Here is a 19,179-nt window from a genome sequence, read left to right as displayed (position 1 = left end):
TACTTGTGGTATAATGAATCCACATTAACAAAGAATCATTTTCTATTATATTCATTGCGTAGAAAGGAAGTGTCCTGATGAAAAATATCATCCGCCCCTCTTACGATTTATATATCAACGGCCGCTGGGTCCCGTCCAGCGACGGTTCTACCTTCAAAGCCATCAATCCCGCTAACGGTGAAGTCCTGTCGGTCTGTGCCGAAGCGACGCAGGACGATGTCAATGCCGCCGTCCGCGCCGCCCAGGCTGCCTTCCCGGCCTGGAAGAACGTATCGCCCATCAAACGGCAGGCCATCCTCCTGAAAATCGCTGACATCATCGAAGAGAATGCCGACACACTGGCCCTCATCGAAACCCTGGACAACGGCAAGCCCATCCGGGAAACGAAGGCCGTCGACATCCCGGCAGCTGCCGACCATTTCCGCTACTTCGCCGGCGTCGTCCGCAGCGAAGACGGCCGGGCCTCGACGCTGGACGACCACACGCTGAGCCTGGTCATCCACGAACCAATCGGCGTCGTCGGCCAAATCATCCCGTGGAACTTCCCCTTCCTCATGGCCGCCTGGAAACTGGCACCGGCCCTGGCTGCCGGCTGTACGATCATCCTCAAGCCATCGAGCACGACGTCCCTCAGCGTCCTGGAACTGATGCACCTCTTAGAAGGCGTCCTGCCTGACGGCGTCGTCAACATCATCACCGGCAAGGGCTCTCGTTCCGGCCAGTACATCCTCGACCATCCGGATATCCAGAAACTGGCCTTCACAGGCTCTACGGAAATCGGCCGCGACGTCTACAAAGCAGCCCAGGAAAAACTCATTCCGGCGACGCTGGAACTGGGCGGCAAGTCGGCGAACATCTTCTTCGACGACTGCGACTGGGACATGGCCATGGACGGCGCCCAGCTGGGCATCCTCTTCAACCAGGGCCAGGTCTGCTGCGCCGGCTCCCGTATCTTCGTCCAGAAAGGGATCTACGACAAGTTCGTAAACGAACTGGCTGAACGCTTCAACCGCGTCAAAGTCGGCCTGCCCTGGCTGGAAGACACGCAGATGGGCGCCCAGATCGACGGCCGCCAGGTCGAAAAGATTCTCAGCTATATCGAAATCGGTAAACAGGAAGGGGCCCGCCTGGTCTGCGGCGGCGAAAAGATTATGACAGGCGGCCTCGATAAGGGCAACTTCATCAAGCCGACGATCTTCGCCGACGTCACCAACGACATGCGCATCGCCCAGGAAGAAATCTTCGGCCCTGTCGTCTGCATCCTGCCTTTTGAAACGGAAGACGAAGTCATCGCCCTGGCCAACGCCAGCGAATACGGCTTAGGCGGTGCCGTCTGGACGCGCGACATCAACCGGGCCCTGCGCGTAGCCAAAGGCGTCGAAACGGGCCGCATGTGGGTCAATACCTACAACGCCCTGCCTGCCGGCGCCCCCTTCGGCGGCTACAAACTGTCCGGCATCGGCCGCGAAACGGACAAGACGACCATGCGTCATTACATGCAGACCAAGAACATCTTCATCAACCTCTCGGAAAAGCCGAGCGGCTTATACGAATAATCCCAACCTAAAAGGAAGCGTTCCCTATGACAGCTAAAAAAATCCTCTCTCTCCTGCTCATGCTCCTCCTGGCCTGTACGGCCGTCTACGGCTTTACTACCGTCGACCGGCCGGCAGCGCCGCAGGCCACGACGAGTGCCAGCACCAAGAAATAACGATTGACAAGGGCCTCCTTTCTTCCTATAATGAAACCATTGCAGAGAAGAAAGGAGGTTTTTCCATGAAAAAGTTACTGTCGAAAAAAGAAAAAGCCCGGCGCCAGAGCATCCGCCGGTCTCCGAAGATCAAACAGGCCATCCGCCGCCTCGACCCGGCCCGCATCCTGACGCTGGACCTGGAGACGACGGGCCTCACAGCCGACGCCGAAATCATCCAGCTGTCCATCATGAACGGCTGCGGCGACGTCCTCATGAACCGCTACTTCAAGCCCCTCTATACGGAGCGCTGGGACGAAGCGATGGAAGTCAATCACATCACGCCGGAACAGGTCGCCCAGGAAGACCCGTTCATCCTCTGGGCCGACACGGTCAGCAACCTTTTCATGGACGCAGACCTCATCGTCGGATACAGTACCTTCAACGACATCGCCAAGCTCCATGCTTCTGGTGTCGTCCTGCCGGACAAGGACATCTATCTCGACCTGGCCGAAGCCTTCTCCCTCATCCACTATCAGGAAACGAAGACCATTACCTATGAAAAGCTCATGAACTGCGCCGCCCACTACGGCTACCACGGCCGTAACTGGCACGACAGCCTGACCGATACGGACGCGACGCTCTTCTGTTTCCAACAGATGCTCGACGACGACCAGGCCATCTTCAAAAAACGCCGTTACCCGCAAATCAGCGGATAACGGCGTTTCGTCGTCTCAGCTAGACGCCCCGGTCGTCAGGGTTCCAGATGATCTTGTGGAGCTGGAGCTGCATGTGCCAGTCCGTCAGGCGATGTTCCTTCATGAACTCGACGATGCGCCGCGGCTCGATCTTACCGAAGACGGCGCCGACATAGACGGCACACTTAGGCCGGTATAATTGATAGACACCCAGGGCCTGGCGCAGGTCGGCTTCATCGCCGACGACGAACTTCAGGACGTCCTGGGGCCGGAGCTTTTCGAAGTTCTCCGGCAGCATGCGGTTGGCCATGTCCGAAGACAGGCTCTTATAGTCGACCGTGAACCAGACGTGATCGTACTTGAAATACGGTTCGATGTCCATACTGCCATTGGTCTCGATATTGACGCTGTGCCCTTTGAGCCCTTCCAAGAGGGCGTGGATATCCTGGCACAGCGGCTCACCGCCGGTCAGGGTGACGTTGGGATACGAAACCTGGGCGATGATATCGGCAATATCCATGTGCTGGCCTTCGTTAAAGGCATAGGCCGTATCGCAGTAGGAGCAGCGCAGGTTACAGCCGCAGAGGCGGATGAACGTCGCCAGCTGGCCGGCTTTCTTACCTTCGCCGTCGATGCTGTCGAAAATTTCATTGACACAGAGGCTATAATTCATAAGTGGCCACGTTCCCTTCGCTTTCCTGGACCGTCACTTTGACACAATGCGGAACGGTATCGCAGATCCACTTGGCGATATTTTCCGCCGTCGGATTGAAGTCGAAGACATCGTTCAGATTCTGGTGGTCCATCTTGGCGTGGACCAGTTCCTTGATTTTCTTGAAATCGACGACCATGCCGTTGCGGTCCAGTGTTTCGGCCTGGCAGGTCACCGAGATGATCCAGTTATGGCCGTGGAGATGTTCGCACTTGCTCTCATAATCAAGGACCAGATGATGGGCAGCGGATATTTCCATCCGCTTGGTTACAGTATACAAAAAGCGTTCCTCCCTTGCCGCGCCAGACCGGCTATAAGCCCAGCTGGTAGATGCGGTTGGCATTGTTAAAGAAGACGTCATCCCAATACGTTTCCGGGATGAAATCTTTGACAAAGGTAATATAATCGGCAAAATTAGCCAGGGGCCAGTCCGTCCCGAACATGACCCGGTCATAGGAGCCAAGATAGTTCAGCCAGTCCCGGAGCATGGAGATGTAGCCCTGTTTATCCCGCAGGAACGTGACCATGTCGGGGATCTTCCCTTCCAGGAGGCCTGACAAGTCGACGGCGACGTTGTGGTTCTTTTCCAGGACGGCGATGGCATCCTGCAGGAAGGGATTGCCGATATGGCACATGACGAACTGGACGTCGGGATATTTGACGGCCGCTTCATCAAGGGTCATGGGATGGCTGTACTTCAAGAGGGCATTGGCCGTCGCCGTCAGGCCCGTGTGGATGGCGACGGGCTTGTTATACTTCCGGGCCAGCTCGTAGATGGGGTCGTAGAGCTCATCGTAGACGTAGACGTGGTTATAGCCCGGATAGAGCTTGATGCCGCAGCACTGCCTGCGCTTGAGGTTCTCTTCGACCTGGGCCGTCATGAGGTCCATGTCATCGTAAAAGACGTTGCTGTCCAGGCCGATGCAGTAGCTCATATAGTCGGGATAGTGATGACCTGCCGGGTCGAGGGTCTTGTTGCCCATGACGACGCCATGGACGATGTTGTTATCCTGAAAGGCCTTGTGCAGGCATTCTTCCGTATTGGTATAGCCGGCAGCCAGGGCGATCTGGTTGAAGCCGACGTAGTCACAGAAATGGAAATGGCTGTCAATGACCCGTAATTCTTTGGCTTTCATAGGCAATCACTCCTGAATGGCCGTTTCCAGGGCAATGTGGATCATATCGTCGAAGGACGTCTGCCGTTCTTCCGGCGTGCAGGCTTCGCCCGTCAGCAGGTGGTCGCTGACCGTGAACAATCCCAGGGCCTGGGCGCCGTACTTGGCAGCCAGCGTGTAGAGGCCGGCCGTTTCCATTTCGACGGCCATGATGCCGTACTGGGTCAGCTTGTCGTTGTCGATTTCGTCATCATAGAAGCGGTCGACAGAGACGATATTGCCGACCCGTGCCGGGATGCCCTGCTGGACCGACTGTTCGTAGGCCTGGCGCAGGAGTGTGAAATCGGCCAGCGGCGCATAGTTGATGGAACCGCCGAAGATGTTGCGGATAATCGACGAGTCCGTCGTAGCCCCCTGGGCGATGATGACGTCGCGGAGCTTGATATCTTTGCGCATGGCCCCGCAGGTACCGACGCGGATGAGCTTCTTCACGCCGTAATCGCGCATGAGTTCCGTCGCATAAATGGAAATGGACGGGATGCCCATACCCGTCCCCTGGACAGACAGGCGGACGCCTTTATAGGTCCCCGTATAGCCGAGGATATTGCGGATATCCGTGTAGCAGACGGCATCGTCCAAAAAAGTTTCAGCAATATATTTGGCCCGCAGCGGATCGCCGGGAAGCAGGATGCGGTCGGCGATTTCACCATTGCGAGCTGCAATATGAAGACTCATGATAAATTCCTCCTTAAAAATAGCATATCTGTATTATACCACATGGTTTGAAAATGGCTATCTCTATGCTACAATGTATAGTAGGTATCAAAAGGAGCGGTCATCATGAATGAAAATCCCTTATCTCACATTTTGGAATATAATCTGGACCTGGGCAAGACGAAGCCCGACACGGTCCATCGCGATGAAAAGTATTGTCCCTTTTGCGACGTAGCCCACTTGAAGAACGTCATGGAAAAACGGGGATCTATGATCTGGCTGGAAAATGCCTACCCCGTCCTCAAGGATTCGTGGCAGACGCTGATCATCGAAAGCGATGACTGCGATGGCGAATTTTCATCGTATACGCCGGAATACGCCTTGAAGCTCATCGAATTCGGCCTGGAAAAATGGCAGCAAGTCAAAGACATGGGAAAATTCCGGTCCGTCGTCTTCTATCGCAACCACGGTTACATGGCCGGCGGCACAATCCACCACCCCCATTCGCAGATTGTCGGCTTCAAGGACTACGACTATCACGACGACATCAAGCCCTTCCACTTCGTCGGCCCTTCCATCGTCGAAGAAGACGGCCTGACGGTCAACTTATCCCAGCGGCCGATCATCGGTTTTTATGAAGTGAACCTCATCCTCAAAGACCAGGGAAAGCTGGGGAAATTCGTCCGCTATATGCAGCTGACGGCAGATTATTTCATGCACTCCTTTGTCAGCTTCAACGACAGTTATAATATCTTCTTCTATGACTTCCCGGCTGACGATGCCTTGTATGTCAAAATTATCCCGCGCTTTCTGACCAACCCCCTCTACGTAGGCTATATGATTCCCCAGATAGCCAATGGAGGCCATTCAGCGCGCTTCATTCATGCCTTGCAGCAGCGCCTGCATGAAGAATAAGAAAGGACGGTTATTACAACTCTATGCGTTTATTTGCAATCGGTGATCTACATTTATCAGGCAATCCTCCCAAAAAGCCGATGGAAGTCTTCGGCAGCCGCTGGAAGAACCATTGGCAGCGCATCGCCGCCGACTGGAAGAGCCGCGTCACAGACGACGACGTCGTCCTCATCGCCGGCGATACGTCATGGGCCATGCACCTCAAGGAGGCCCAAGAAGACCTGGACCAGATACGGGCCATGCCGGGTAAAAAAATCATAATCCGCGGCAACCACGATTACTGGTGGGAAAGTGCCGGCAAGCTGAACCGGATGGACGCCGAGAATAATATGCAGTACCTCTACGGCTCGACGGCCGTCCTGGGTGACAAGGATATCGCCATCTGCGGTACCCACGGCTGGGTCTGCCCGGGCGACATCCACTACCAGGAAGACCGCGACGCCAAGCCCTACCGGCGGGAACTCCTGCGCGTCGAACGGACCTTGCAGGAAGCCGAAGCCTTGCAGTGCAGACACACCATCCTCCTGCTCCACTACCCGCCGGTCTGCGATTTGACCAAGCCCAGCGGCTTTACGGACCTCCTGGAAAAATACCACGTCCCGCTCTGCGTCTTCGGCCATCTCCACGGCATGCAGCCTGGGACCATGTTCCCGCGCCGCTATAACGGCACGCTGCTCCAGCTCGTCTCGGCAGACTACCGGGACTGCAAGCTCTTAGAAATCAAATTCGACGGACAGGAGGCCCTGCGATGAGTCAAATAGCTAAAAAACACCTCTTAGCCGGCATCATCTTCGGCGACGCCGAAACGGGCGAATACATCTATCTCCCTGGCGGCGAAGTCGGTACCGACCAGCCGCTCTGCGTCTTTGAACACGACGGCCAGAAAGAAGATATCGACCTCGAACAGGCCGGCTACCTCGTCGATCACCTGACCCTGAAAAAATGCAGCCACCCTACCTTGGGCAAGCGGTCGTTCTGATGTAAAAGAGGCTGTCGCATTAAGACAGCCTCTTTTTACGTTGATCGTAGGTCGTTCATCGTTTGTCGTATGGGATTAAAAATATCAATCCATCGCGATGAACGATGAACTATGAACGAAAAACTTTTAAGTTTAAGGGGCCTAGCATGAAAGCAAAAGACTTCGTGCGACAGGCCCTTTTGAGTGGTTAGTGGCTAGCCGATGGTTTCAAATTTAAAGCCATTTTTTACAAACTCCGTACTACAAACTATAAAGCAAAAGGGACTTCGCATGATGGCAAAAACCTTCATGCGAGATCCCTTTTTTTATCCCTTACAACGACGAACGACCTACGATAAACGCCGAACTAACTCTTTTTAATGGTGAACCAGAAGGTGACGCCGTCTTTTTCGTTGCGGACGCCGTATTGTTCGCCGTGGAGCTTCACCAGGGCCGCGACGGTGCCAAGGCCCAGGCCGTGGCCGCCGAAGATGCGTTTCGGGCTGCGGGCCCGGGACGAGTCGACCTTATAGAACGGCTCCCAGATGCGCTGCTGGTACTCTTCGTCGATGTGGCTGCCTTCGTTGTAGACACAGACACGGTACCGCATCCCCAAGTCATCGGCAAAGACGCGGATAGCCTTGCCGGCCGGCGTATAGTCGATGGCATTGTTCAGGTAATTGGTCAGGATCATATCGATCCGTTCCGGGTCGCCATAAACGTTCATTTCAGCCGGCAGTTCCCAATCCGCTGTGATGCCTTTATCGGCAATGACCTTGGCAAAGCGGGCCTTGCTTTCTTCAGCCAGGGCCGTGAAATCGAAGACCGTCTGTTCCAGTTTGAAGGACCCCGTTTCCAGACGCGACAAATTGAGCAGGTCCTTGACGAGTTTGTCCATTTTCTGGGTTTCACTGCGGATGACGGCACAATAGCGCTGCTGCGTCTCCTTGTCGATTTCCAGGGTGTCCAGCCCTTCGGCATAGCCCTGGATGATGGCCAGGGGCGTCTTCAGCTCATGGGAGACCGCCGACAAGAAGGATTTGCGCATGTGTTCCACTTCCTTGGCTTTGTCGAGCTGTTTCTGCAGTTCTGTGTTGGACTGCTGCAGCGCCGTCAGGGCGACGTTGAGCTGGTTGGCCAAGGTATTGATACTGTCGCCGAGCTCGCCGATTTCATCATTGAAATCCCCTTTCCAGCGCTTGGAAAAATCAAGATGCGCCATGGCGACAGCCAGGTCCTTCAATTCCAGCAGGGGCTCGGTCATGCGTTTTGTCAAAAGGATCGTACCGATAATGGCCAGGATCATCCAGATGAGGCCGCAGACGATGATGAAGCGCTGGACGATGTAGATATTCTCCCGCATGGGCGCGACGGACTGGCTGATGATGACGTACGCCCCGTCCTGGATGCGGTCGATGAGGTTGAAATGCTCGAAATCAGGCATATCCTTATAGAGTTGGACTTTGCCCAATATATCTTCTTCAGGCTCTTTGCCATCGAGCAGGTTCCGCAGCTCTTCAATATGCATGGGCAGGCGGAAACCGGGATCTGCCTCGTTGGCTTCGTGTTCTTTTCCCGTAACGATGACCTCTTCATCCTTGATATTTTTCCCCGACGGCAGATGGACTTTCCGTCCCGGCCGGGACGAGTAAGCCAGCTGGCCATGGTCGACGATGAGCACGTCCAAGGCGTACTGCTGGCTCAGGTTATCCAGGGAACTTTCATCAGAACCGCCTTTTTCCCGATAAATGGCACTGATTTTCTGGCTCGCTTCGACCATGGCATCTTTCTTCATGGAATAATAGTAGCGGTCGAAGCCAAAGCCGACGGCGGCCATGAGGGTGATGATGAAGAAAATCGTAAAGCAGCCGACATAGAGGCCGGCCTTAAATTTTAACGACCAGCGTCCCTGTCTCATTTGCCATCATAGCGGTAACCGTAGCCGCGGACCGTGCGGATATAGCGGCCTTTGTCACCCAGTTTGATGCGCAGGCGGTTGATGTGCGTGTCGACGGTACGCAGATCGCCGTAGTAATCGTAATTCCATACCTGGTTGAGGATCTGGCGGCGGCTCAGGGCTTTGCCGGTATTGCTCATGAGGTAGTTGAGGAGCTTATATTCCGTCGGGCTCAGGTCGACGTTCTTGCCGTCGAGGACGACCTGGCGGGCATCGCGGTCGATAGCGACACCATCGTCGGCTTCGTGTGTTTCCTGTTCATTCTGGGAACGGCGCAGGAGGGCCTTGATCTTGGCGACCAGGATCTTCGGGCTGAAGGGCTTGGTGATGTATTCATCGGCGCCGAGGTCATAGGCGAAGAGCTGGTCGATTTCTTCCCCTTTGGCCGTCAGCATCATGATGGGGACCGTCGATTCGCGGCGGATTTCGCGGCACACCGTCCAGCCGTCATAGCCGGGCATCATGACGTCCAGGAGGATGAGGTCCGGATGTTCCTTGTCATAAATGTCCAGGGCTTCCTTGCCGTCCGATGCTTCCAGGATTTCATACCCTTCGGGCTTCAAGAAGTCAATGACCAATTGGCGCATGAGCTGTTCATCATCTGCAATGAGTATTTTTTCCATAGTTAGTTATCCTTCTTTCTGATAGAGTCTGTATCCGGCAACCGGTCCAGCCAGTCGCCAATCGGCCGGCCGCAAAGGATGAGGTCCGGCGCCAGGTCCCGCAGGGGGACCAGGACGAAAGCCCTTTGTGTTACATAGGGATGGGGCAGGGTCAGCGTTTCCGTTTGACACGTCTCGTCCGGGCTGTAGACGAGGTCGATATCGATAGTCCGGGCGCCCCATTTTTCATGGCGCACGCGGCCTAAACGCTGTTCAATGGCCAGACAGGCATCGAGCAGCTCCTGTCCGGACAATTCCGTGTCGACAGCGACAGCCCCGTTGATGAAGGCTGGCTGATCGGTCTTGCCCCAGGGCGGTGTTTCATAAAAAGGAGAAACGGCCGTGACCGTCACGCCCGGCGTATCGGCCAGGAGCCGGACGGCCTGGTGCAGCGTCGCCATCCGGTCGCCCAGATTGGCGCCGATGCTGAGATAGAACTTAGCCATGGCGCCGCCTTTCCAGGACGACGGCAGCGTCTTCAAAAGGCCCGCCAATCGGCGCCTGCGGCTTATGGACGGTCACGGTCAGCGCCTGGACCAGCGGGAACTGTGCCAGGATGCGGTCGGCAATGACCTGGCCTACCCGTTCGATGAGGTCATACGACGGCCCTTCGACGACGGCCTTGACGACGCCATAGACAGCACTGTAATCGACGGTCTGCGTCAAATCATCGGTCTGTCCCGCCCGTTCCAGCTCCGTTTCCAGCACCAGGTCGATGTGAAAGGGCTGGCCATGGCGTTTTTCTTCAGGCAGACAGCCGTGATAGCCATAAAAATGAAGTCCCGTCAGGACAATCTTATCCATCTTTTTCCTCCTCCATGAGCAGCTTCCAAGCCTGAGCATAGGCGGCCGTCCCTTCTTTCAGGCAGCCTGATGACGCCGTCGTCACGATATTGGAATCGATGGCCAGGCGGTCGAGCATGGTCAGGCACAGATGAGTCGCCTTGACGACGATCAGAATGCCTTCCGGGTCGAGGCCGCGTCCGATGGACTGGCACAGTTCTTCTGTCATCCGTTCCTGGAGCTGGGGCCGCCGGGCCAGGATATCGACGGCGCGGACAAAATGACCAAAGCCGGCAATATTCCCCTTTTTCGGGTAATACGCCACATGGACGGAACCGAAAAAGGGCAGCAGGTGGTGTTCACACATGGAATGGAAACGGATGTTGCGGACAACGACCAGGCCATCGGTCTGGGTCGCAATGGGAGCCTGCCACTCGTCATCGGGATTTTCCTTGAGGCCTGAAAAAAACTCAGCAAAAGCCCGGGCCACGCGGTGCGGCGTCTTTTCCATCCCCAGGGCCTGGAGATCCAGTCCCAGGGCTTCTAAAAACTGCCGCATCGCAGCCACGGCTTTTTCATTTTCTTCCAACGTAACTAGCTCCTCCTTTATTTATAAAATGAAGTAATACGCAGCGATAAAGATAAGGCCGCCGATGATGATGAAAAAAGGACTGGCATACTGCTGCCAGACACTCTGTACATGATCGAGATAGATTTCCTGGGGATCCGCCGGATTATAGCGAAGATCCAGTTCATCGCCGGCCGTATAGTCCCATTCGGCATCGCCAAAGGCGTAGCGTGCTTCATAGGTCTGGCCCTCTTTCGTCTGGAAACGGACGACGGGATAATACAAGGTCCCGCTCTTCATCTTCTTTTCTTCAAATCCCAAGAGCGTCCCCACGGCGGCCACCTTACAGCGCCGCGTCATGCCGCGGAATTTCCAGCCGTGATAGGTCCCGACGGCGATGAACAGCACGCCGAGGATGGCCGGGAGATAATAAAAGATCTGCAATAACATACATACCTTCCTTTCTATTCAGGACGAGAACCCAGGAAGCGGCTCACTTCCATGCCGAGGACAGCCCCGACGATGCCCGTCACGATTTGAGGCCAGCTCATGGCAAACAAGAGCATATGCCGCACAGCCGGCGGAAAGGCGATACAGGCAAAGAGCAGGTAAAAAGAACCATAGAGGATAGCCGCCTTGCCCAGGGCACCGCCGCAGAAGGCCGGCAGGCCGAAGCGCTGCCAGCGCCAGGCCGCCCAGACGTAGAAACTGTTGCCCAAGGCTACGGGAAAGACAAAAGGGAAAAAAGGAAGCATCCCTTCGAGCCAGGCAAAGACGGGCGTACAGGCGGCGACGACCAGTCCGGCGCGGCGGCCGATAGTGAGGACGGCCACCATGAGGCAGGCATTGACCAGGGATCCGACGACGAACATACTGATCTGCGGCGGTATGGGGATGACCAGGCGCAGGCCCTGCAAAATCAAGGTCACGGCCAAGATGAGCCCCGTGCGGGTCACGTTTTTTATCTCTTCTGTCATAAAGCCTCCCTGTCCAAGCTGGAAAAATTTGTTATAATAGGATATGTCATTATCCTAATTATCTTTATTGTATCTTTCGAGGTGTCAGATGTCAAAACGATTCATTCATTCCATCAATTATATGCGCGGTCTCTGCATGCTCGGCGTCATTGCCATCCACGTCGGATCCGTCGCTATCGTCAACCCGTCGCCCAATCTGGGGCTGGTGGCCATCCTGGAAATCCTATCCCGCTTTTCCGTACCGGCCTTCTTCTTCCTGTCGGCCTTCGGCATGTTCTACAGCCAGCCCCTGGATCAGCCCTTCGTCTATAAAGACTATTTGCGGCGCCGCCTGCGGACGGTCTTCGTCCCCTACCTGGCCTGGTCTTTGTTCTACATGGTCTACGTATCGGTCATCAGCCACAACTTCAGTGTCTTCCAGCCTTACGCCTTTTTCCGCACCTTATGGTACGGCCTGGCCATGTATCACATTTACTTTCTGGTCATCCTCTTATGGTTCTACTTCCTCATGCCGCTTTGGCGGCCGCTGCTGCGCTTCATGGACAAGGCACCATGGCTGTCCTTTACGCTTCTCTTCTTTGCCAATATGGTCTTTAACTTCTATTCCAGCTATATCTGGACCGTCCATTCCGACAATCCCCTCATCCAGGACGCCTTCAATTTCCGCCTGAACTACGTCGTCCTGCACTACCTGTTCATCTTCATGTTCGGCGCCTTTACGGCAGAACACTTCACCGCCGTGACGGCCTGGCTGAAACGACACGGCATCGTGGTCAACGTCTTCCAGGCAGCGACGACGGCAGGCATGCTGGCCGCCTACTACGGCGTCATGCATTACCTGGGCTATGACCCCTTATCAGCGGTCTTCACCATCCATCAGCTCAGCCCCATCGGCATGGCCTATACCTTGTCGACGATGCTCTTCCTCCTCTACTGGTGGGAATGCCGGCCTGTCCCGCAGGTAATCCACAAAGTCTTCTCCCTCCTGGGCGATTACTCGTATCCCATCTACCTAGTCCATCCCGTCTTCCTCAGTGCCTGCACGGGACTGGCCGCCCACTGGCACATCTACCTGCGGGCCGTCCACATCATCGCCATCTACGTCATCGTCACCGCCTGCGCCGCGGCCTATTCCTGGGTCGTCGTCGAACACAGGCTGCCGAAATGGCTCAGCATCTGCGTCAAAGGGAAATAACATCGTATAAAAAGGGCTTGTCGCACGACGACAAGCCCTTTTAAGTTGTTAGCGGCTAGCAGTTAGTTGTTAGCGGATGGCTTTAAATTTAAAGGTTTTCTCTGAAAACTACAAACTCCTAACACTATTTTTTCTCATCCTTTTCCTTTACTTTGGCCAGTACATCATTGGCCATGCGGGCTCTGGCCTTGATGACGGCGTTGCCGTCTTTGATGGATTCCGGATAGAAGCTGCTCTTATACTTATGCTTCTTCGTCTTGGTAATCATCTTTTTCAGCTGGATCGTCTGGTCATCGATGTTGTACACGTAGGTACAGTAGTCCGTCGTTTCGCCGGATTGTTCCACCGTATCGAAGGACAGGATCTGGCGGCCCATATCGTAATAGAGCTTGGCCGAGTTCATGTCGATCGATGTATACTGGTTATATTGCCACATATTATCCGCTGCGAAGACCGATGCCGACAAGGCCAGGGAGAACCCCAGGGCCAAAAGCATTTTTTTGAATTTCACAGGTAACACCCCTTACTTCTGTTGTTTTTTAGGTCTATTATATCATGAAACAGCCGTAAAAGGTAATAAGATTTAGCGATTATCTACCTTTTCAGGATATAAATCGTGCTGGGACAAGCGCTGCCAGGCCACGTCAGCCCAGGGCGTACCGGGCCGGCCGTAGTTGCAGTACGGGTCGATGCTGATGCCGCCGCGGGGCAGGAATTTCCCCCATACTTCGATGTATTTCGGGTCCATCGCCTGGATCAGGTCGTCCATGATGATATTGACGCAATCTTCATGGAAATCGCCGTGGTTGCGGAAACTGAACAGATAGAGTTTCAGCGACTTGCTTTCTACCATGCGTTCTCCAGGGACATAGGAAATATAAATCGTCGCATAGTCCGGCTGGCCCGTCATGGGGCAGAGGCTGGTGAATTCCGGGCAGTTGAACTTGACGAAATAATCCCGGTCGGGATGCTTGTTGACGAACGTTTCCAAAAGGGACGGGTCGTAGTCCTGGGCGTACGTCGTGTGCTGACTGCCCAGCTGGGTCACACCCTGTAGTTCTTCTTTACTTCGGCTCATATCAAAACTCCTTTTTCAAGACATAACGATGGCTCAGGGCCTGGATGAGCAGGACGCCGCAGATGGCCGGCGGCAGCTGACCGACAGCCAGGCTGCTGACCAGGACGGCATACGGCAAGTGGAGCAGGTACGACAGCCAGGCGCTGACGCAGAGGGCCGGCACCCACCAGATGGGCAGGGCGGCCAGCCAGAGAGGATACTGACGCTGACGGACCTGGACGATGAGCCATGTCGTAACGATGCCGACGAAGCAGCCACCGATCATGTCGATGAAACCCAGGCCGCCAAAGAGGAAATTGGCAATGAAGTTCGCAAGCCCCAGGGGGACCACCAGGAAAGGATATACAAAGGCCAATGCATAGAGCGACGTGGCGATGCGAATCTGATAGGGACCAAAGGAAATCCCCTGGGTGACATACAAGATGACGATGTACAAGGCCATGACCATCGCAGCGACGGTCATGCGTTTCGTATTCGCTAGAAAATTATACATAGGCGTTCCTCCTTTCAACTGAGAGCAAAAAAAAGACGGGGTTGCCGAAACAATCCCGTCTGCATTGCAAGATACCATTGTAATGCTTCCTAGTTTTGTTTACCGACAGGATGGATTGCGAACTGTCGTATGCTTTTTTTGAAGCCTACCAGATGACGTGGCCCAGGACGTGGTCGATGGGGACCGGGCCGATGAAGCGGCTATCACTGCTGTGGTTGCGGTTGTCGCCCATGCAGAAGACATAGCCTTCAGGGACCTTGATTTCCCCTTTGCGGCTGTATTCCATCGGTTCATTGATGTACGGTTCATCTAAAGGCTGGCCGTTGCGCCATACCTTGCCGTCATGGAAAGCCAGCGTGTCGCCGGGACGGCCGATGACTCGCTTGACCCAGATGTTCTTGGTCTGCAGATCATGATTAAAGAAAGCCATGTAATTGTTCATCGGTTCTGCGACGTCATCTTTCCACGTACGCGGATACTGGACGCGGCTGTCGATGATGACAATATCCCCATAATTCGGGACTTCCCCCAGGACGTGATTCCATTTGGATACGATGAGGTATTCCCCGTTGTGCAGGGTCGGCATCATCGATTCACCGGAAACGCGGGTCGGCTGGAAGAAGAAGATATGGATGACCATGGCAATGGCCAACGCGATGATGATGGAATAAATCCATTCGTAAACTTCATGTAAAAACGTATTCACGCTGAAACCTCCTCACTTGCGTACTCGTATATTGTAGCAAACCAGGGGTATAAAAGCAAGAGTCAGAGCAGGTCGCTTTCGCCGATGATGTCTATGCCTTCAGCCTTCAATAACGCCGCCGTCACGCCGTCGCCAGCCGTCAGGGTCCGTGAAAAAGTGCCATCATAAATCTGTCCGTGCCCACAAGACGGGCTTTTCTCTTTTAAGATGGCCCGGCTGCAGTGGAACAAGCGGGCCAAGTATAGGGCCGCTTCGGCACCGCGCCGGTATTGCGCCGTCACATCGCTGCCATCCGCCGTGACGACCCGGTCCCCTTTCCGTTCCGCCGGCGGCCGCGGCGTCGCCAGGCCGCCGGCCTGTTCCGGACAGATGGGGATCAAGTGGATGTCGTCCCGCCCGAGCAGGGCCTGCACCTGGCGATAGCCCTTCACCTGACCATCATAGCGGCAGTACTGGCCGAGCAGGCAGGCACTGATCAGAACGTTCATAATTTCACCTTAGTCAAAGAGAGTCATTGAAATTTTTAATAAGTACGATATCTGAAAAAAACCGTATACCAATGCGGTACACGGCCTTCTTCAACATCGTTAACCTAGAGGAGAGCCGATGTGCAGCCATCGGACTATCTCTGTTTTTAGTATAACGTGAAATTCAAAAAAAGGCAAGCTCATCGGCTCCCGTAAATATATTGAAAAACAAGCTATACCATATTATAATACAGGTTGCAACACGAATTTTAACTCATCCATCTATCGTCAAAGGAGTGCACACCATGGAACAAAAGAAGACGCGCAACACAGCCGACCTTCTCGTCGAATGTCTGGAAGAAGAAGGCGTCCATTATATTTTCGGTATCCCCGGTGAAGAAAACCTCGCCGTCATGGATGCCCTGGAACATTCAAAGATTGAATTCATCACAGTCCGCCACGAACAGGGTGCCGCTTTCATGGCCGACGTCTATGGCCGTCTGACCGGCAAGGCCGGCGTCTGCATGGCTACCCTCGGCCCTGGGGCCACCAACCTGATTACCGGCGTCGCCGATGCTGACTGTGACGGCGCCCCGCTGGTCGCTATTTCCGGCCAAGTCGGCACCGATAAAATGCACATCACAGCCCATCAGTACCTCGACCTGCGGGCCATGTTCGAACCGATCACCCGCCGGGCCTACACCGTCGTCCGCCCGGACACGATGGCTGAAATCACCCGCCTGGCCTTCAAATATGCCGAACGGGAAAAGCCCGGCGCTACTTTCATCGACCTGCCGGTCAACATCAGCAAGATGCCCGTCGCCGACGATGAAAAACCGTTGCAGCATAAGACCATCCAGCCGGAAACAGCCCTGGAATCGCAAATCGAAGCAGCGGCTTCCATGATTTCCTACGCCAAGAACCCGGTCATCCTGGCCGGCAGCGGCGTCATCCGCAGCAAAGCGGCCAAACAGCTCACGGCCTTTGCCGAAAAATTGAAGCTCCCCGTCATCAACACCATGATGGCCAAGGGCGCCATCCCCTTTGACAATAAATATTCCATGTGGACCGTCGGCATCCCCATGGACGACTATCAGACAAAAATACTGGAAAAGGCCAGCCTGGTCATCGCCGTCGGCTATGACATCATCGAATATGCCCCGGCTAAATGGCACCTGACCAATGCCGATATCATCCACATCGACACCATGCCGGCCGACATCAACAAGAACTACCAGCCCGAAGTCGAAGTCGTCGGCAACATCCCCAACTCGCTGGAACGCATCATGGCCAAAGCCGCCCGCCTGGCTGAACCGAAACAGTTCCTGGACATCCGCAAGAAGATGGTCGACGAACACGAAAGCTATGCCAAGGATCTGTCCTTCCCGGTCAAACCGCAGAAAGCCCTCATCGACTGCCGCCGCATCATGGGCAAGGACGACATCGTCATTTCCGACGTCGGCGCCAATAAAGTCTGGATTGCCCGCCATTACAACTGCTACGAACCGAATACGTGCCTCATCTCCAACGGCTTCGCCACCATGGGCATCGCCGTCCCCGGCGCCATCTCGGCCAAACTCGTCCATCCGGACAAGAAAGTCCTGGCCATCACCGGCGACGCCGGCTTCCTGATGAACGTCCAGGAATTCGAAACGGCGTACCGCCTGGGCACGAACTTCGTCACCCTCATCTTTAACGACTGCAGCTACGGCCTAATCAAATGGAAACAGGACATGCAGTACGGCCATCACCAGTACGTCGACTTCACCAACCCGGACTTCGTGAAGATGGCCGAAAGCTTCCACGCCATCGGCTACCGCATCGAAAAGACTGAAGACCTCCTGCCGACACTGAAAAAAGCCTTCCAGCAGGACAAACCAGTCATCATCGACTGCCCCATCGACTACGATGAAAACATGAAACTCACCGCACATCTGGAAGAACTGATGAAAACGTTATAAGAAAAAGGGCTTGTCGCATGTGCGACAAGCCCTTTTTCTTATAAACTATTTCTTAGGCATTTTTTCTGCGTTTTTCAACATATCCGTGACGGCGCTGATGATGTCGTCATCGCCTTCTTTGGCGATGTTGCCCAGGATGGCGGCGACTTCCATCGTATCGCCGTGCTGCCAGGCCAGGCAGTGGATGGTTTCCGTGAAGGGATTACCGTTGATGACCAGGGATTTGGCAATGGTCCATTCATAGAAGAGATGGCCATTGGTCTTTTTTGCCGTCACCGGCGAGACGACGCGGAAGCCCTGCGGCAGGCGTCCGGGCATATTCTGGTTCAGCCGGTTCATGAGGATCCGCATATCCGGCCGGCTGCCAATGTCGCGCAGGTAAGAATTTTCCCGGTTCTCGCCGTAGACAGCGGCCTTGACGTCCCAGATGGTCGCCGTATAATGCAGCAGGTACGCGTACTGGAAATCGGCATCGTCCTTCTTGACGACCTGATACGTTTCCGGCTGAAGGGGAAAGATCTGCTCAAACAGGGCGATGACATCGTTGCCTTCGTCGGCAGCCGTCAGCATGGGCTGCTGCCCGGACTGCATATAGATATCGTCGGGCACGGTGATGACACCCCAGTTAGGGAATTTGGTCAGCGTCCCTTTATCCTTGGCCAGCGCGGCCGTCCCAATCGACAGGACCGCGGCTGCCATCAGTAAAATAGCTTTGATTTTCATGGTTTCACTCCTCGTTTTTTCTCAAACAGTAACATGTTCATTGTATCTCATGGTGCTTTTTCTGTCAAAAAAGAGGAAAGTATGATATGATATAGTTATGTAAATCGCCTCAATCTATAAGGTTCAGGCATATTTCCACTTACTTAGGAGGTTATACCACTATGGAATTCAACATCAAAGCCAACTCGACAGCAGAAGTTTCTGAAAAATGCACGGAAAACAACACCGCTATTAAATTAGGCAGCGGCAAATCCCCGGTCTATGCCACACCGGCTCTGGTAGCTCTCATGGAAAACGCAGCCATCAACGCCTGCGACCCCCAGCTCCCGGAAGGCTATAACACCGTCGGCATCGCCATGAACGTCAAACACGTCGCCGCTACCCCGATTGGCCTGACCGTTACGGCCAAAGCCACCCTGGTCGAACAGGACCGCAAAAAACTGACCTTCAAAATCGAAGCCCACGACGAAGCCGGCCTCGTAGGCGAAGCCACCCACGACCGCTTCATCATCGAATCGGCACCGTTCCTCGCCAAAGCCGAAGCCAAAAAAGCTGCAGCGAAGTAGTGGCTCGTGGCTCGTGGCTAGTGGCTAGTGGCTCGTGGCTAGTAGGGGCCGTCCTGCCAAGGCGGCCCGCCGACGCGTTTAAGCTGTTAGCAGCTAGGGATTAGCAGTTAGCGGCGGGCTTTTAAATTTTTGCTCCACCCACATCAAACTTGCAACTGCAAGCTTAAAAAAGAGGCTGTCGCATTAAGACAGCCTCTTTTTACGTTGATCGTAGGTCGTTCATCGTTTGTCGTATGGGATT

Annotated in this window: 26 protein-coding genes; 9 read left to right on the top strand and 17 right to left on the bottom strand. The window is 54.7% G+C overall.

Going from position 1 to position 19,179, the window contains the following annotated elements:
* Positions 1-77: 77 nt before the first annotated feature.
* The 3 genes from ACE418_RS00130 to ACE418_RS00120 all read left to right on the top strand — a co-directional run bounded on the left by ACE418_RS00130 (position 78) and on the right by ACE418_RS00120 (position 2,409).
* Complete coding sequence (locus ACE418_RS00130) at positions 78-1,556, top strand: aldehyde dehydrogenase family protein (RefSeq protein WP_416448579.1); 1,479 nt, start codon at positions 78-80, stop codon at positions 1,554-1,556.
* Between the two features lie 26 nt (positions 1,557-1,582).
* A complete protein-coding gene (locus tag ACE418_RS00125; protein WP_416448578.1) occupies positions 1,583-1,711 on the top strand; it encodes a hypothetical protein in 129 nt (42 codons plus the stop codon).
* 65 nt (positions 1,712-1,776) lie between these two features.
* Positions 1,777-2,409 (top strand): 3'-5' exonuclease, encoded by a 633-nt coding sequence (locus tag ACE418_RS00120; protein ID WP_416448577.1) that lies wholly within the window; start codon positions 1,777-1,779, stop codon positions 2,407-2,409.
* A gap of 19 nt (positions 2,410-2,428) precedes the next feature.
* Here ACE418_RS00120 and ACE418_RS00115 read toward each other — a convergent pair whose 3' ends face one another.
* Genes ACE418_RS00115 through deoD form a run of 4 tightly spaced genes read right to left on the bottom strand, consistent with a single transcriptional unit; the run spans position 2,429 to position 4,950 of the window.
* Positions 2,429-3,061 carry a radical SAM protein gene (locus ACE418_RS00115; protein ID WP_370836014.1) on the bottom strand — a complete coding sequence of 211 codons (633 nt, stop codon included), beginning with the start codon at positions 3,059-3,061 and terminating at the stop codon, positions 2,429-2,431.
* Entirely contained in the window at positions 3,051-3,380 is a 330-nt protein-coding gene (gene queD, locus ACE418_RS00110) for a 6-carboxytetrahydropterin synthase QueD (protein WP_416448576.1), read from the bottom strand. Before queD ends, ACE418_RS00115 begins: the two co-directional genes overlap by 11 nt.
* A 31-nt stretch (positions 3,381-3,411) precedes the next feature.
* A complete protein-coding gene (locus ACE418_RS00105; protein WP_416448575.1) occupies positions 3,412-4,236 on the bottom strand; it encodes an amidohydrolase family protein in 825 nt (274 codons plus the stop codon).
* 6 nt (positions 4,237-4,242) lie between these two features.
* Complete coding sequence (deoD, locus tag ACE418_RS00100; RefSeq protein ID WP_416448574.1) at positions 4,243-4,950, bottom strand: purine-nucleoside phosphorylase; 708 nt, start codon at positions 4,948-4,950, stop codon at positions 4,243-4,245.
* A gap of 105 nt (positions 4,951-5,055) precedes the next feature.
* On the opposite strand from deoD, the gene ACE418_RS00095 reads away from it, so the two are divergent.
* The 3 genes from ACE418_RS00095 to ACE418_RS00085 are packed head-to-tail and all read left to right on the top strand — an operon-like array spanning position 5,056 to position 6,823.
* Complete coding sequence (locus ACE418_RS00095; RefSeq protein ID WP_416448573.1) at positions 5,056-5,844, top strand: DUF4931 domain-containing protein; 789 nt, start codon at positions 5,056-5,058, stop codon at positions 5,842-5,844.
* Between the two features lie 23 nt (positions 5,845-5,867).
* The gene (locus ACE418_RS00090; protein ID WP_416448572.1) at positions 5,868-6,596 is read left to right on the top strand and encodes a metallophosphoesterase; all 729 of its coding nucleotides are present in this window, start codon (positions 5,868-5,870) and stop codon (positions 6,594-6,596) included.
* The gene (locus ACE418_RS00085) at positions 6,593-6,823 is read left to right on the top strand and encodes a hypothetical protein (protein ID WP_416448571.1); all 231 of its coding nucleotides are present in this window, start codon (positions 6,593-6,595) and stop codon (positions 6,821-6,823) included. Before ACE418_RS00090 ends, ACE418_RS00085 begins: the two co-directional genes overlap by 4 nt.
* A gap of 346 nt (positions 6,824-7,169) precedes the next feature.
* Here the strand turns inward: ACE418_RS00085 and ACE418_RS00080 are convergent, their stop codons facing one another.
* From ACE418_RS00080 to ACE418_RS00050, 7 genes are read right to left on the bottom strand one after another with little or no spacing between them, the layout of a single operon-like run.
* Positions 7,170-8,720: a sensor histidine kinase gene (locus tag ACE418_RS00080; protein ID WP_416448570.1), complete on the bottom strand. Its 1,551-nt coding sequence runs from the start codon at positions 8,718-8,720 to the stop codon at positions 7,170-7,172.
* Complete coding sequence (locus tag ACE418_RS00075) at positions 8,717-9,382, bottom strand: response regulator transcription factor (protein WP_298588271.1); 666 nt, start codon at positions 9,380-9,382, stop codon at positions 8,717-8,719. The genes ACE418_RS00080 and ACE418_RS00075 overlap by 4 nt, the downstream gene beginning before the upstream one ends.
* 2 nt (positions 9,383-9,384) lie before the next feature.
* Positions 9,385-9,867 (bottom strand): 2-amino-4-hydroxy-6-hydroxymethyldihydropteridine diphosphokinase, encoded by a 483-nt coding sequence (gene folK, locus ACE418_RS00070; protein ID WP_416448569.1) that lies wholly within the window; start codon positions 9,865-9,867, stop codon positions 9,385-9,387.
* Positions 9,860-10,225 carry a dihydroneopterin aldolase gene (gene folB / locus ACE418_RS00065; protein WP_416448568.1) on the bottom strand — a complete coding sequence of 122 codons (366 nt, stop codon included), beginning with the start codon at positions 10,223-10,225 and terminating at the stop codon, positions 9,860-9,862. The genes folK and folB overlap by 8 nt, the downstream gene beginning before the upstream one ends.
* Positions 10,218-10,793 (bottom strand): GTP cyclohydrolase I, encoded by a 576-nt coding sequence (gene folE / locus ACE418_RS00060; RefSeq protein WP_416448567.1) that lies wholly within the window; start codon positions 10,791-10,793, stop codon positions 10,218-10,220. The genes folB and folE overlap by 8 nt, the downstream gene beginning before the upstream one ends.
* A gap of 21 nt (positions 10,794-10,814) precedes the next feature.
* Positions 10,815-11,222: a DUF3592 domain-containing protein gene (locus tag ACE418_RS00055; RefSeq protein WP_416448566.1), complete on the bottom strand. Its 408-nt coding sequence runs from the start codon at positions 11,220-11,222 to the stop codon at positions 10,815-10,817.
* A 14-nt stretch (positions 11,223-11,236) separates the two neighbouring features.
* Complete coding sequence (locus tag ACE418_RS00050; protein WP_416448565.1) at positions 11,237-11,749, bottom strand: hypothetical protein; 513 nt, start codon at positions 11,747-11,749, stop codon at positions 11,237-11,239.
* Between the two features lie 88 nt (positions 11,750-11,837).
* Between ACE418_RS00050 and ACE418_RS00045 the strand changes: the two genes are divergently transcribed.
* On the top strand, positions 11,838-12,944 hold the full coding sequence (locus tag ACE418_RS00045) for an acyltransferase (RefSeq protein ID WP_416448564.1): 1,107 nt from the start codon (positions 11,838-11,840) through the stop codon (positions 12,942-12,944).
* Between the two features lie 124 nt (positions 12,945-13,068).
* Here the strand turns inward: ACE418_RS00045 and ACE418_RS00040 are convergent, their stop codons facing one another.
* The 5 genes from ACE418_RS00040 to ACE418_RS00020 all read right to left on the bottom strand — a co-directional run bounded on the left by ACE418_RS00040 (position 13,069) and on the right by ACE418_RS00020 (position 15,709).
* Complete coding sequence (locus tag ACE418_RS00040) at positions 13,069-13,455, bottom strand: hypothetical protein (protein ID WP_416448563.1); 387 nt, start codon at positions 13,453-13,455, stop codon at positions 13,069-13,071.
* A 72-nt stretch (positions 13,456-13,527) separates the two neighbouring features.
* On the bottom strand, positions 13,528-14,022 hold the full coding sequence (gene queF, locus ACE418_RS00035; RefSeq protein ID WP_416448562.1) for a preQ(1) synthase: 495 nt from the start codon (positions 14,020-14,022) through the stop codon (positions 13,528-13,530).
* A 1-nt stretch (position 14,023) separates the two neighbouring features.
* Complete coding sequence (locus tag ACE418_RS00030; RefSeq protein WP_416448561.1) at positions 14,024-14,515, bottom strand: QueT transporter family protein; 492 nt, start codon at positions 14,513-14,515, stop codon at positions 14,024-14,026.
* Between the two features lie 145 nt (positions 14,516-14,660).
* Positions 14,661-15,221 carry a signal peptidase I gene (gene lepB / locus ACE418_RS00025; RefSeq protein WP_298588287.1) on the bottom strand — a complete coding sequence of 187 codons (561 nt, stop codon included), beginning with the start codon at positions 15,219-15,221 and terminating at the stop codon, positions 14,661-14,663.
* Positions 15,222-15,283: 62 nt separating this feature from the next.
* The gene (locus ACE418_RS00020) at positions 15,284-15,709 is read right to left on the bottom strand and encodes a 2-thiouracil desulfurase family protein (protein WP_416448560.1); all 426 of its coding nucleotides are present in this window, start codon (positions 15,707-15,709) and stop codon (positions 15,284-15,286) included.
* A 284-nt stretch (positions 15,710-15,993) separates the two neighbouring features.
* Here ACE418_RS00020 and ACE418_RS00015 point away from each other — a divergent pair, with 284 nt between their 5' ends.
* Positions 15,994-17,649 (top strand): acetolactate synthase large subunit, encoded by a 1,656-nt coding sequence (locus ACE418_RS00015; RefSeq protein WP_416448559.1) that lies wholly within the window; start codon positions 15,994-15,996, stop codon positions 17,647-17,649.
* Positions 17,650-17,694: 45 nt separating this feature from the next.
* Here the strand turns inward: ACE418_RS00015 and ACE418_RS00010 are convergent, their stop codons facing one another.
* A complete protein-coding gene (locus ACE418_RS00010; protein WP_416448558.1) occupies positions 17,695-18,372 on the bottom strand; it encodes a hypothetical protein in 678 nt (225 codons plus the stop codon).
* Positions 18,373-18,533: 161 nt separating this feature from the next.
* On the opposite strand from ACE418_RS00010, the gene ACE418_RS00005 reads away from it, so the two are divergent.
* On the top strand, positions 18,534-18,938 hold the full coding sequence (locus ACE418_RS00005; RefSeq protein WP_014016087.1) for a thioesterase family protein: 405 nt from the start codon (positions 18,534-18,536) through the stop codon (positions 18,936-18,938).
* Positions 18,939-19,179 lie beyond the last annotated feature (241 nt).

Origin of the sequence: Megasphaera jansseni, assembly GCF_047974155.1 — a bacterium.
GTDB lineage: Bacteria > Bacillota > Negativicutes > Veillonellales > Megasphaeraceae > Megasphaera.
Note: the sequence above shows the minus strand (reverse complement) of the source record. Positions and strands in the feature narration are given on the sequence as shown.

Excerpts from the sequence above, each read along its gene's own strand:
- ACE418_RS00130 (WP_416448579.1), top strand. The coding sequence starts at position 78 with ATGAAAAATATCATCCGCCCCTCTTACGATTTATATATCAACGGCCGC.
- ACE418_RS00125 (WP_416448578.1), top strand. The coding sequence starts at position 1,583 with ATGACAGCTAAAAAAATCCTCTCTCTCCTGCTCATGCTCCTCCTGGCC.
- ACE418_RS00120 (WP_416448577.1), top strand. The coding sequence starts at position 1,777 with ATGAAAAAGTTACTGTCGAAAAAAGAAAAAGCCCGGCGCCAGAGCATC.
- ACE418_RS00115 (WP_370836014.1), bottom strand. The coding sequence starts at position 3,061 with ATGAATTATAGCCTCTGTGTCAATGAAATTTTCGACAGCATCGACGGC.
- ACE418_RS00105 (WP_416448575.1), bottom strand. The coding sequence starts at position 4,236 with ATGAAAGCCAAAGAATTACGGGTCATTGACAGCCATTTCCATTTCTGT.
- deoD (WP_416448574.1), bottom strand. The coding sequence starts at position 4,950 with ATGAGTCTTCATATTGCAGCTCGCAATGGTGAAATCGCCGACCGCATC.
- ACE418_RS00095 (WP_416448573.1), top strand. The coding sequence starts at position 5,056 with ATGAATGAAAATCCCTTATCTCACATTTTGGAATATAATCTGGACCTG.
- ACE418_RS00090 (WP_416448572.1), top strand. The coding sequence starts at position 5,868 with ATGCGTTTATTTGCAATCGGTGATCTACATTTATCAGGCAATCCTCCC.
- ACE418_RS00085 (WP_416448571.1), top strand. The coding sequence starts at position 6,593 with ATGAGTCAAATAGCTAAAAAACACCTCTTAGCCGGCATCATCTTCGGC.
- ACE418_RS00080 (WP_416448570.1), bottom strand. The coding sequence starts at position 8,720 with ATGAGACAGGGACGCTGGTCGTTAAAATTTAAGGCCGGCCTCTATGTC.
- ACE418_RS00075 (WP_298588271.1), bottom strand. The coding sequence starts at position 9,382 with ATGGAAAAAATACTCATTGCAGATGATGAACAGCTCATGCGCCAATTG.
- folK (WP_416448569.1), bottom strand. The coding sequence starts at position 9,867 with ATGGCTAAGTTCTATCTCAGCATCGGCGCCAATCTGGGCGACCGGATG.
- folB (WP_416448568.1), bottom strand. The coding sequence starts at position 10,225 with ATGGATAAGATTGTCCTGACGGGACTTCATTTTTATGGCTATCACGGC.
- ACE418_RS00055 (WP_416448566.1), bottom strand. The coding sequence starts at position 11,222 with ATGTTATTGCAGATCTTTTATTATCTCCCGGCCATCCTCGGCGTGCTG.
- ACE418_RS00050 (WP_416448565.1), bottom strand. The coding sequence starts at position 11,749 with ATGACAGAAGAGATAAAAAACGTGACCCGCACGGGGCTCATCTTGGCC.
- ACE418_RS00045 (WP_416448564.1), top strand. The coding sequence starts at position 11,838 with ATGTCAAAACGATTCATTCATTCCATCAATTATATGCGCGGTCTCTGC.
- queF (WP_416448562.1), bottom strand. The coding sequence starts at position 14,022 with ATGAGCCGAAGTAAAGAAGAACTACAGGGTGTGACCCAGCTGGGCAGT.
- ACE418_RS00030 (WP_416448561.1), bottom strand. The coding sequence starts at position 14,515 with ATGTATAATTTTCTAGCGAATACGAAACGCATGACCGTCGCTGCGATG.
- ACE418_RS00020 (WP_416448560.1), bottom strand. The coding sequence starts at position 15,709 with ATGAACGTTCTGATCAGTGCCTGCCTGCTCGGCCAGTACTGCCGCTAT.
- ACE418_RS00015 (WP_416448559.1), top strand. The coding sequence starts at position 15,994 with ATGGAACAAAAGAAGACGCGCAACACAGCCGACCTTCTCGTCGAATGT.
- ACE418_RS00010 (WP_416448558.1), bottom strand. The coding sequence starts at position 18,372 with ATGAAAATCAAAGCTATTTTACTGATGGCAGCCGCGGTCCTGTCGATT.
- ACE418_RS00005 (WP_014016087.1), top strand. The coding sequence starts at position 18,534 with ATGGAATTCAACATCAAAGCCAACTCGACAGCAGAAGTTTCTGAAAAA.